10 protein-coding genes are annotated in these 12,368 nt (G+C 41.6%); 3 read left to right on the forward strand and 7 right to left on the reverse strand.

Annotated elements, in window-relative coordinates:
- Window positions 1-79: 79 nt before the first annotated feature.
- Entirely contained in the window at window positions 80-883 is an 804-nt protein-coding gene (locus tag F7734_RS00220; protein ID WP_155742787.1) for a methyltransferase domain-containing protein, read from the forward strand.
- Between the two features lie 438 nt (window positions 884-1,321).
- On the opposite strand, the gene F7734_RS00230 is transcribed toward F7734_RS00220, so the two are convergent.
- The 4 genes from F7734_RS00230 to F7734_RS00245 all read right to left on the reverse strand — a co-directional run bounded on the left by F7734_RS00230 (window position 1,322) and on the right by F7734_RS00245 (window position 4,471).
- Complete coding sequence (locus F7734_RS00230) at window positions 1,322-3,040, reverse strand: ShlB/FhaC/HecB family hemolysin secretion/activation protein (protein ID WP_207713970.1); 1,719 nt, start codon at window positions 3,038-3,040, stop codon at window positions 1,322-1,324.
- 551 nt (window positions 3,041-3,591) lie between these two features.
- Window positions 3,592-3,765: a hypothetical protein gene (locus F7734_RS00235; protein WP_155742790.1), complete on the reverse strand. Its 174-nt coding sequence runs from the start codon at window positions 3,763-3,765 to the stop codon at window positions 3,592-3,594.
- Window positions 3,766-3,802: 37 nt separating this feature from the next.
- Window positions 3,803-3,946 carry a hypothetical protein gene (locus tag F7734_RS00240; protein WP_155742791.1) on the reverse strand — a complete coding sequence of 48 codons (144 nt, stop codon included), beginning with the start codon at window positions 3,944-3,946 and terminating at the stop codon, window positions 3,803-3,805.
- A 324-nt stretch (window positions 3,947-4,270) separates the two neighbouring features.
- Window positions 4,271-4,471: a hypothetical protein gene (locus F7734_RS00245; RefSeq protein WP_155742792.1), complete on the reverse strand. Its 201-nt coding sequence runs from the start codon at window positions 4,469-4,471 to the stop codon at window positions 4,271-4,273.
- A 257-nt stretch (window positions 4,472-4,728) separates the two neighbouring features.
- On the opposite strand from F7734_RS00245, the gene F7734_RS00250 reads away from it, so the two are divergent.
- Entirely contained in the window at window positions 4,729-4,983 is a 255-nt protein-coding gene (locus F7734_RS00250; protein WP_155742793.1) for a YlcI/YnfO family protein, read from the forward strand.
- Window positions 4,976-5,398, forward strand: coding sequence for a type II toxin-antitoxin system VapC family toxin (locus F7734_RS00255; RefSeq protein WP_166481649.1), 423 nt, complete (start codon window positions 4,976-4,978; stop codon window positions 5,396-5,398). Before F7734_RS00250 ends, F7734_RS00255 begins: the two co-directional genes overlap by 8 nt.
- A 31-nt stretch (window positions 5,399-5,429) precedes the next feature.
- Here the strand turns inward: F7734_RS00255 and F7734_RS00260 are convergent, their stop codons facing one another.
- The 3 genes from F7734_RS00260 to F7734_RS00270 form a co-directional block, all read right to left on the reverse strand.
- Window positions 5,430-7,307, reverse strand: a complete 1,878-nt coding sequence (locus F7734_RS00260) for a S8 family serine peptidase (RefSeq protein WP_243146592.1) — start codon at window positions 7,305-7,307, stop codon at window positions 5,430-5,432.
- A gap of 340 nt (window positions 7,308-7,647) precedes the next feature.
- Window positions 7,648-10,788 (reverse strand): filamentous hemagglutinin N-terminal domain-containing protein, encoded by a 3,141-nt coding sequence (locus F7734_RS00265; RefSeq protein ID WP_155742795.1) that lies wholly within the window; start codon window positions 10,786-10,788, stop codon window positions 7,648-7,650.
- A 401-nt stretch (window positions 10,789-11,189) separates the two neighbouring features.
- Window positions 11,190-12,056 (reverse strand): DUF3466 family protein, encoded by an 867-nt coding sequence (locus tag F7734_RS00270; protein ID WP_166481650.1) that lies wholly within the window; start codon window positions 12,054-12,056, stop codon window positions 11,190-11,192.
- Window positions 12,057-12,368 lie beyond the last annotated feature (312 nt).

Below are 12,368 nucleotides of genomic sequence, written 5' to 3' on the forward strand. Positions count from 1 at the left end.
TTTTTGATTTAACACTTCAGATACAATTGCTTTATAAGTCTGCTTTTTCTCAATTCATCCAGGATATTCTAAAAACGTTATGCAAAATATAGCCCTGGGATTTCAATCTCCCGAAAAAATGAACGAAACCAAATTTTTATTCGACTTTCTAGATAAATGTGATGCCATAGATTCTGTGCGTCAATGCAAACAGAAAATCATCGATTATTTAGGCATTAAAGAAGGCGATTGCATTTTAGATGTAGGGTGCGGACTCGGTCATGACGTGCAACGTATAAAACAAATTGTTGGTCACAATGGTTTAGTTGTGGGAGTAGATAAAAGTGAGATCATGATTGAGGAGGCGAAGAAAAGAGCAGATAAATTAAATTTGTCAGTCAAGTATTATGTAGCTGATGCCAACTCTCTCAATCTGAATGATAATAGCTTTGATGCCTGTCGGGCAGAACGTGTTTTATTGTTCTTAGAAAACCCAAAGAACACCGTTTTGGAAATGATTCGTGTATTGCGCCCTGGTGGCAAGCTTGCTATCTTTGATTTTTACTTAGACGGCACCTTTGTTAACTCGGCTTTTCCCGCTTTAACTCGCAAAATTGTTGGCTTCATATCGGATAGTTTTCCCAATGGATTAATAGGTTGTAAACTCCCGGAAATATTTGAAGAGTTAGGTTTAACCAACATCACTTTTGTGACGCACACTAATCTAGCACCATATGATTTTTTTATGTGGGTTTGTCATGGAATTTTAGAGCAAGCGCTTCACCAAAAAGTTCTATCAGAATCGGACTTAAATCAATGGGTAAATCAGTTAAAAAAACTGCACGAATCCGGGCGTTTTTTAGCAGGTTTTCCAGGTTTTATTGTGACCGGGCAAAAAAAATAAAAGAATGTTAGCAAATGCTTTTGAAAAACATTTTATCCATAACTATGCCGAGTTTATCGTCATTTAAATATTCGGCTTTGACTCCCTCACCTATTAAATGCTCACAGCACAAAGTGGGCGGTGTCGGCTTCCATCCCGCCCAACTTTGTAAGAGAAGGAATTGAATCAAAAAATTTGGGAAACATATATAAAGGTTGAGCGATCGCCTAGGACGCCCTAAGCGATCGCTCTTTGCATGGGAATCTGTTTATAATTCTCTTCTGTTGCTTATTGCTATTAATTTGCAATTGATTGTTTATTCCCTACTCTGTTTTTAGTTTTTATGTACTACTTTTCCTACATTTTATTCATGCGCGACAGCTAGGGTGCGGAATAGGGGTTCATCAGCCATTAGCCATTAGCCATTAGCCATTAGCCATTAGCCATTAGCCATTAGAATCAAAACGGCTGATATCGCAAAGAAAAATACAGCCCTTTATCTTGCAGTGAGTCTCCTTGGTTATCAACGTCTATTAAAGGGACTCCATAGTCCAAACGCAAATACAAACTCCGAGAGGGTTGCCAAATTAACCCCAAACCTAAACTAGCTATTGTCTGTGGTTCGGGGTTCTCTGCTCGATTGTTCCAAGTTGTACCAATATCGAAAAAGGGTGCTAACTGCAATGCTGTGTAGCTAGATATTGGGGGAAAGCGAACTTCTAGTGAACCGGCTACACCGTTATCTGCAACCAGTTGATTCTGACGATACCCGCGCACCGTATCGAATCCACCAATACTAAGTTTTTCTAGAGAAAGTAATGAGTCTCCAGTTAATTGCGCGTTCAGCCGTGCTAGTAATAAAGCTGTGGGTGACAGTCTCTGTACCCACTGAAACTGTCCCAACCAGGAAAAGAATTGCCCATCAGTACCCGTGTCGTTAATTGTTGCATCAAAAGCACCTATACCCAGGCTAAACTGAGAGCGTGCGGCTAAGACTCTATTAGCGTTACGATTTACCCAATCTTGAGAAAATCGAATGACTGTCACTTTTGATCTACCATTTTCTGGACCTTCTGAAAAGGAATAGGGGAGATCGTCAAGTATAAATGTTTGGTTTCGACGCAAGTCTAAGGATAAACCGAGAGCAAACTCGGCGGTTGGAGTTCTGTATAAAGGTTGACGAATACTTAGAGAATAAGTCTGTGTTTCACTTTTAATGTCTAATTCTTCAAATTGATCTTCAATAATACGGCTATCAGTATTGCTATATCGAAATCCAATGGTACCATTTAGGGAGTTAATCGGGATAGTGTAGTTAATATCGTATAAATTCAGACCTTCTGTTCTACCGTATTCGGCATTAAAGCGATCGCCAAAACCGAGTACATTATCATGGGCAATAAAAACGCTACCTTGTAGGGAACCAATACTGGGGGACTGAGTGTTCTCTATAGAGACTCCAGCATGAAAGGCTGGTGCTTCTTGTATTTGCACTTGTAATATATTTTGACCGGGCGTGCTACCAGCTGTTAGCTCTGCATTCACGCGGCTGATGAGGGGATCGAGTTGTAGAAGTTGTAGTGCTTCTTCCAAACGCTTCTGATTTAGAGGTTTTGAAGTTGCTCTTCGCAAGCGCGAGCGCACATACCCTGTTTGTAATCTATTTAATCCAGTGAGTTCAATATTTTCTAGCTCTCCCTCAACAATTTGAATTTTTACAACACCGCTACTAATATCTTGATTGTTTGGCAAAAATGCACCACTAGTAACATAACCATTGTCTAAATACAGCTGAGTGATTTGAGAACGCAGTTGGAGCAATTCTTCAAAAGTTACTTCTCCCTTCTTTTCCAAAGGTTCAATTAATTCTTGAATCTTGTCTTGCAAAACTGTACTTCCGAGTACCTCTATTTTCTTAATTGGAATGCGAGTCCCTTGCGGAAATGTGACGTCGGGTGATTCTTGAGTGGAAGGCGTTTCAAGACTGGGTTTTGGTGAGTCTGCTGGGGGTGCTTGAGGAAGGGGACTTGGTGATTCGTTGGGTTGAGGAGTGATGCGCTCAATCGTATCTGGTGCGTCTGGAGGAATTGTCACTCCCGGTGGTGGTGCAGATTGAGCAAATGCAGTGGAAGATAGGCAAACAAAAGTGGAAAGGATTGCAGTAACAAATGTTGCCAAATTTATATATTCGCAACAGCTACTGCCTGTAGTGTACTGTTTTCGTCTTTGCTTTAGGTGTATAACAATATCCAATTGTAGACTCTCCTATATTACTGACAATACTCCTACCAAAAATAACTACGCTGAAAAATCAGCAAGCCTTACTCTAGTGCATCCAATACTTGTCGGTTAAGCCGAAAAATACGAAAACACGTAGGTTGGGTTGAGGAACGAAACCCAACCTACAATTTCCTTATCCGAGCAGTATTGCTAGTGGATCTGTAGGCTATCCTCCAAACAAGAATATTTTTTATTCTTGAAAACCGAGTATTATTACTGATATTTGAAAGGCAAACTATCACATTCAGGCTTTCTTTGACAAGTAAACTATGTGACACATACATAAATGTTTATTTTTGACGACTCGTCTCATTATTAGGATAAAGAAAGCAACTAGATCCTACATTCACTATTTCTGCTAGAGCAATGGCAACTTTAAGAAGAATGGATTGCAGGAAACAGCAAAGTAAATTTGGCTTCGGATGATAAGGTGTGACGGCTATAGAAGTTTAAAAACATTCCCGACTCAAAACAAGTCGTCCTGAAGGTAATTGGTACACACCTTGTGGTTCCACAATAGGGTTACCCTTTTGCCAAAAATGCGATGAATTATTATCTTGTACTTTACGTACATCACCTGTGGGATAGGAAGAAACTGAAACATCGCCAGGACGGTTGGGCAAACCGCCAGAACCCGTAATGATAAAGGTACCTTCTTGCTTAATTGCTCAACGTGTCATCTGGTATAATGTTGCTGCTTTGAGCAAAGGCAAAGTTTTCCGAGCAGGCGATCGCACTTACAAATCCCAACCAACCCGCTAGCTTTAGATACCAATATCCATCAAACCAGCTTTTATTAATCACGGTACTTGCTCAAACAATTCAGTAGTTTCTACTACATTTTTTGCCAATAACGCAGGAAATATAGGTAAGTTTTAGAATAAACATAATGTTGTACTCACAACTTAAATCATTAATAATGATTTATCTATATCAATTCTAAAAAATCATTGGTGAAAAGTTAGATGCCAGACTTCTCAAAGAAATCGGGTATCTGGACACCGCAAACACGCGATACGGCAGTATAGCCTGTAGCGTGACTTATCGCTCCTAGCGCAAACTGTACCCGGCTTATCGCACCGATCGATAAGTTTTTTGAGATACTTAAGATAAAGAATTTCTTGATGCTCAGACAAGAAAGCCACTCAAAGTAGCATTATACGTTGCGTTAGCTGTTCCTGAAAAACTGATATTTCCAGCTATTGTGTTGAAATTATTTTGAAATTGTATTGCCATTAAACCATCAAAAATTTGAAGTGGTATACCTAAGCTACCTCCACTGGAGAACATATTAATTTTCAAGATAGGGAAAGCTGCGGAGTAAGACATTCACTGTTTCTGCTTAGTTAAGAGCAATTTTAAGAAGAATCGATTGCCGAAAACTGCACTTTACTCCCTTTCCGCCACAAGATTATCGATCTTCTTCTCCTCTTTCTTCGCGTACTGTGCCTCCAGCGCCGAACGGCATCGCATAGCGTGCAGACGTTGGAGGCGATCGCACTCTGCATTGTCAAGGACAGTAGCTGACTGATTCAGAAAATAGTTATAATTTATGATGTCATTTTGTAGTTACATGAGATGCAAGTATGGAACGAGAAGCTGTAACTATCCGCATTCCTGCCGATCTACTCGAGCAAGCAAAGCAGTTTCGCGAAGGCAATGAGTCTTTTAACGAGATGGTTGTCGAAGCGCTCGCCTGCGAGGTGCGACGACGACGAGCGCTAGCAGCACATCAGCGCATTGTGGCTCGTAGTGCCGAAGTAGAAGCCAAAACAGGAATTCAATCAAGTTCTGTGGACTTGATTCGTCAGCTTAGAGCTGGTGAGGGACGGCGTGACTAAGTGTATTGACACTAGCGTTTGGATTCCTTATCTGGTACCTGAGACACTGCAACCTCAAGCCAGAAACTTGATCGTTCCCTTGCTGACATCGAATGAGCGTTTGGTTGCTCCAGCATTTGCGTGGGCTGAAGTTGGCTCAGTATTGCGAAAAAAAGTAAGGTTGGGGGCAATTACCGTAGCACAGGCAGAGGGGTTTTATGATGACTTCTGCCAAATGCCGATTGACTACCTGGATAACAATGCTATCCGTGCAAAAACATGGGCGATCGCCCAACAGTTCTCCTTGGCAACTTTGTATGATGCAGCTTTTCTGGCAGTTGCCGAGTTAGAATCTGCCCAATTCTGGACAGCAGATGAATCTTTGCTCAATACGCTTACACCTTGTCCGGGATATGTCCAAAAACTGGAAGCTTAAATCTTCAAACTGAAGTACGTGAGAGACAAATTCAAGCTACACCCTTTGCTAGTGCCAATGCTCGTCTGACCGCAGCATCAGCATTGACAAATCCGCTACCGTATTCCGTATCGTATCCAGATGTGCCCAGATCGTAAGCTGTTTGTGACAAAATTTGCGTGACTTGAGTCGCATTTAAATTGGGATTGGCACTCCAGACTAGGGAAGCAACACCTGTGACGTTTGGAGTTGCTGCAGAAGTTCCGTTAAAGCGATCGCTACTACCAGTGGTATAGCTAAATTGTACTGCACCTGTTGATAAGCGAGTTGCACTAGTAGTAACGACTTCTGATGGTCCCATCAGTGTTAACCCCAAACCGTACTGCGATCCCCACCATCCACTGTACTGAATTCTTTCACCAGGTGTTCGAGGAGAACCATCGGCAGCATTCGTTCCCCAGGAGGCACCTACAGCAATAACATTACTATATTGTTGTGCCAGTATTGCTGGATAGGTCAGACCACTCACACCCAAATGACCATCATTACCTGCAGCAATCACAAACAAAGTATTGGGATTATTAGCAACAAGTTGATTAAAAGCAGGCTCGTTAGTGTAAATTAAACTCATATTAATCACAAGACGCTGTCCGTTCTGATTAGCTTGATTGATTAAGTTTCGTGTAGCTTCCGCTAGCGACAGATCGTTAGTTTCGCCATTCAAAACATCAATGTTAAACACTGAAGAACTCCAATTGATACCACTCATCCCATAGCCATTGTTAGTAGCTGCGGCAATAATACCTTGAACTCCAGTACCGTGAGAGGTATTAGACTTGTAAAAGTCATCGCGGTAGTTGTTAGGATAAATAGTTGTGCTACTGCCGCGTAAATCCTCATGGATATAGCCGGAACTATTGACTCCCAAACCTGAATCTTCAATACCTACTAACACACTATTTGAACCAGTGGTGAACCGCCATGCGTTTTGAACACCCATCATGTGTAGGTTCCATTGCTGTCCAAACAACGGATCGTTTGGCGTTACTGATAAATTAAGCGTAGTGTCCGCAAATTGAATACTATCAATTCCTTCAAAGAGGATTTGACTGCCATTGTTTAACGTAATAGCATCAAACAAACGAGTCCCATTACCAGTGTTGTAAAGCACGCCACCTCCGTTACTGGCGTTACTGAAAGCCACTGTGTTAGAGTAAATACTGGAAAGATTGAGTAGATCTCGTTCTCCCTTACCAAAGTCAATGTTACCATTACCAGAAATCACTGTGCGGCTAAAGCCAGATTGATAGGTAAACCAATTTGCATCTAAGGTTCCCAACACAGTGCGTGTGTTGTTGAGAATAGGTGTAGCAGATAGTCCGAGACGGTAGTTAGTGCTACCACTGTATTGGTAAACTCGTACATAATAAGTTCCTACTTGCAAATTGCCGTCGAGAGCTTCTGCCGCAGTACCACTGTTTCCTGCAAACCCAATGCGTGTTCCGTTTGCATCCAATAATTCTACATTTACATCCCCAGTCAAACCGTTTAAAGATAGGTTGAAACTGCTCTCACTTGACAGGTTGAAGCGATATAGATCGGAAGTGTCGCTATAGCCAACAAAATCAGTGAACGTCTGAGGGCGAGTCAAGTTACCAATATTGTATGCTGTGCTGAAGACGCTACCTGGATCTGGTGCAACCAAGGGGCTAATTTCTGTTGAAGATGGACTATATAAGCTCTCAATATCATCAGTAAAGTTGTTAATTTCAAGAAATTCTCCATAATCAGCACTTGAACCAGAAAACTTTTTAGCTTGCACGAATTGGTTATTTATTCCTTCCATTCCTGAAGATAGCCATGCTGCTGATTCAGCAAAATCTGTATTTATACAGTTAGATTGTCCTACCAAATCAAAGCATTCTAACATTTGCTTTCTCCTTGATTGAACTCTATTATGGTATATTGAGAACAATTAGATTATTTGTTCTTGTGGTTTTATTAAGTGTTTTCTTTATTTAAAGAATAAATAAAAATATTAGATAAGTCTTTCACTGTTTATGCTACCTAAAAGGCAGTTTGTATCCTCAGTAGTTGCTAATTTCAGTAAATCATCTTGCAGAAAACTGCATGGTCATTGTGGTTAATTCGACAGTTTGGATAGGGGCGCAAGGCGTTGCGCCCCTACATCTTTTCTCGGAAAGGTCTAGTGATAGAAATTGACTTCTAGGGACATTGATGGCTCAAAATCAGTTGCCCCAAAAGTAAGTTTAAGAACATTCTCGGCTCAAGATAAGTTTCCCTGAAGGCAAACGATAAACGCCAGATGGTTCCACAATTGGATCGCCCTTGTGCCACGAACGCGATGCACTATCACCCTGTACGTCACGCACATCACCTGTGGAATAGGAAGAAATTGAAGCATCACCAGGACGGTTCGGCAAACCGCCAGAACCTGTAATGGTGAAGGTATTTTCCTGCTTACCACTGTTGCGAGCAATGCAACTGTTAGCAATCAGCGCATTGGTATCAATTGGAGTTTGCGGTAATTCTGTTAAACTGTTTTGCAGAAAGCTGACATCTGGTAGGGTGATGCTTCCATCTGCAAGCCTACCACTGGCATTAATATCTACGCGATTATTGCCATCTAAATTGAAGGGATTGGTACCGGGAGAAGCAGGTTCATAGCGATCGCCGAAGAAGGCAGGAGTCTGGAAAGTAATATCGCCGCCTCTGCCATCACTGGCAAATGCTAAGATGTCGCTGTCATTGAAGGCGATGATGGAGTCTGCGGTGAGGGTGATATTGCCACCGCCTCCTGCACCACTGAAAACAAAGGTGGAAATGTCACTGTCACCAAAAAGGCGCATATCTTTAGCGTTTATGGCGATCGCACCACCAGAAGATTGACGGGAATCAGTTCTGATGTTACCGTTGTTGGCGTACAGAGTATCGCGGACGTTAATATTTACTGTACCCGCATTCCCTTTGCCAAGAGTTCTGATATCTATAGAAGCACCATTGGTCAGAGAAAGGTTTCTAGTACTCAGTTCAATGTCGCCTGCTTTTCCCTCGGCTTCTAGTTCCAAAGCACTCACAACACCTGCATTTCTATCCAAAGAGACGGTATTGCTGGCATTAATCTTGATAGTACCTGCATTTCCCCTACTAAAGGTTCTTGTATCTATTAAAGCACCATTAGTTAGAAAAAGGTTTTTGGTATTCACCTCAATGTCACCTGCATTACCTACTGCTCCAGGTTGGATAGCACTGGAAATGACTCCAGAGTCTATTTCTACGATGTCACTATTGTGTACAAATATGTTTCCAGCATTTCCCTGACCATATGTAGACGTTGATACTACTCCATTACCAATCACTTGCAAACGTCTAGTATTAATTATTAAATCTCCGGCATTTCCTATACCATAGGCTTCAGTACGTAACTCAGTAGAATTACTTCCCGAACCATTAACTTCTACTAACTCTGAAGCATTGACTGTCAAATTTCCACCATTACCTCCCAGACTGCCTCTGCGAGAAGCACCAGATGAAATGACTCCTCCATTTCTGAGAGTTAGTGTTCTGGTGTTGAGAGTTAAGTCTCCAGCACGGTTTCTAGTAGATGTTTCAGTGAAGAAGCCAGTGATATTACCTACCCCGTCTACTTCTATAGAATCAGAGGCATTGACGATTATGTTTCCGCCTCTTCCAACGTTATCTGACGATCCAATCCTGCTAGAAGTAGCAGACACCGCTCCGCCATTCCGAACAAGTAACTGTTGGGTATCAATAGTAATGTTGGCTGCGTTACCTCTGCCAAAGGTATTTGTTGCAATGATAGCATTCTCGTTAAGATTTAAGCTCTTCGTAACAATTGACACATTTTCAGCATTTTCGTCACTAAAAGTAGTAGCACTAATTCCAGCAGCAGCAGTCATAGAGATAGAATCGAAAGCTTCGACTCGAATATCTCCAGACTTACCTCCTAGTAAACTGGTAGTACTGATAGAAGATCCATCTGCAAGAGAAAGCCATCGCCCTTGGATATCAATGCTTCCACTGTTACCACTAATTGGGATTCCAAAGAATGGTGGTGCTTGGATGGGGAGATTAGCTGATACAACGTTACTGATAATTGCACTGGGATTGCGTCTGCCACTGGGATTTGTATCAGCACCTATTCCTGACAGAGAAACCGAACCCTCTACTTGAATACTAATGTTGCCTGCATTTCCCTGCCCACCGAATATTGATGACTGGATTTGAGCACCATTAGTCATATTGAGTGAACGAGCAACAATTTTGATATCCCCTGCATCACCAATAGAATTGCGTAAACCAGTATTATTAACAGTGCTGTCATCTGCTATTGTTACCACTCCGGTAGCGTTAATTAAAATGTCACCTGCTCTGCTTCCAGGACTTCCTTGATTTAAATTTAGCCCTGAACTGAGAATACTATATTCCAATATGTTCAGATTGTTTGCATTAATTGCAATATCACCACCCCCTGCACCTGCAACATTTACGAAAGCACCTTTCACAAATGAGATATCTGCTCTTGCTACCCCCGCAGGATAACTCAGGCGCAGACTATTCCCATCAACAGTGAGTCCTACCATTCCAGGTGCAGTCAATCCACCTATCTCAATGCGACCACCAAAAACATTAAGCTTTCCACCATCTACCAATATCTGCCCTGTTGAGGTTGCAGTTGGAGCGACACGCCCACCCACTAACAATAAGCTCCTACCATTTGGAACTGCCAGAATACCCTTATTTTCTATAGAATTGGAACCTTGGGCAGCTACTTGATTGAACAGAAACGCGGAAGGATTAACTCTTAGTAATTGATTCTGCGGAGCGGCTCCTGAATTCACAGAAAACTCTGCACCATCAGGAAATGCGATCGCATTCGCGGTTGTGGCGACAAATGAACCGCTAATATCTAACTGAGCATTTGGTCCAAATATAATTCCATTGGGGTTCATGAGAAATACGTTGGCACGGGATGTGATGCCAGGAGCATTTAAAATGCCTAGAGTACCTAAAATCTCAGAGCGGTTATTGCCAGTAACACGTGCCAGAATGTTTTGAATAGCATTATCGGGATTGAGAAAATACACCCCTCTGAGTGCAGCAACATTGAATTCTTGGAAGCTATGAAACAGGTTAACTCCGCGAATCGCTCCGCCATTAATGACATCAATAGGAATACCAAAGCTTTCATCTAGAGATACAACACTAGAAGTTTCTGAACCGAGGGTGGTATCGGGTATAATGCTGTTTTGAGCAATGGCGGAGTTTCCAGAAAGTGCGATCGCTCCCGCGCATCCTAGCAACCCTGCCCCACTTAATAGCCAAACGTGTTCAGCGAAAATTTTCCTCAGAAATGCACCCCACCGCATAGGATTTTTCCCCTCTAAAGCTTTGAAAAAAGCTAATGTCTTTGCCGAGTCAATTATTTTTTGTACATAAGTAGTAAGACAAATTAATTACACAAAATTTAACCTAAAATTCTTTAATAAGTATAATTTAATATATGTAATTATTTTTGTTTAATTACTTAATCGTTAACTTACCATGGAAAGTTTTCACTTACAAGTTAACCATAATACATATAAGTGAATGGTTTTCAAAATTCCTTCAAGTGTCAATTAGTAAAAACTTGGTGCAGAGCATTTACCGTTCAATAGGTCAATGAGAATTGGGAGCATCGCACCAGTATAGAACGAGTATCCCTACCCGTTCTATATAAACATATTGCGGTTCATCAAATTTTCACTACCGAGTGAATAACAGCTTTATTTCAGCCGCGCTGTATTAGCCCACCAGGTTTAGAAGCAGTCATATTAGTAGGTTGTAAAAGAAAAGCACGAGTTTGATTGTTATACGTTCCATAACCAACAATCTCTCCCTTATTGTTAATTGCGCGTGCTTCAACTAAAGACCAACCACTGTTAGGATCGATCGAGTTATTGAGGTTGGTGATTTTCCGAGTCGTACTATCCCAGAGAGCCGCAAATGAGGGTCTATACCTAAGATTGACGTAACCAACTATTTGACCTGAGTCATTAATGTCATTGGCGATGTTGAAGTATGCTGGGGAAAACTCCAGAGGTTGCATTCCGTTAATGCTATCCCATATAAAGGCAGGATCGTTTCTGTTGGTAGTAGGTGCGTTTGCTCCACCGACCACTTGGCTTTTGTTGTTAATGCCATAAGCACTCCTCCCACTAGGTGATGGAGTGCTCATTGTTCCCAAATCTTGCATTCCGTTAACCTTATCCCATAAGAAGGCACTACGAGTAGGATTGCTCTGAGTGGAAAAACCAACTACCTGACCTTTGTTGTTGATATCGTTAGCTCGGCTATTAGTTAAGCTATTAAAACTACCCAACACGCCTAAGTCTTGCATTCCGTTGGAACTGTCCCATAAAAAGGCGCGATCGCCATTGAGAGTCGATGAGTAGCCCACGACCTGACCCTTATTGTTGATATCATTAGCGTAGCTTGAACTTGTACTGGAACTGCTATCTAACACACCTATGTCTATAACTGTATAAGTTGTTGCTCCTTTAGCATTGATTGTGCTAGCCAGAATTAACACTATGGCAGTGCATAACGCTACACCTATTCTAATAAAATTTCTGATTTTTCGATGGTTAAAATTCATACCGCTCTCTCCGTCTTTTCGTCCACCAAACATAACTTAATACCGAAAGCCACAAATGAGAGATTGCCAGAATTGGCACTATGGCAGTGCATAGCGCCACACCTATTCTGATGAAATTCTGTATTTCTCTATGACGGTTTCTGGTGTATATCGACTCAAAAACCTGGGCACTTTCTTTGTCCCTTATCTTGACATGAAAAATACTACCTAGTGACTTTCGTCACTGATAACAAGTCTTCACCAAATCTGACTTTTAATGCTGCACTCAACTTAACATCACCATCTCTGCTCAAATACTGTACTTAGTATCAG

The sequence above is a fragment of the Scytonema sp. UIC 10036 genome, assembly GCF_009725235.1.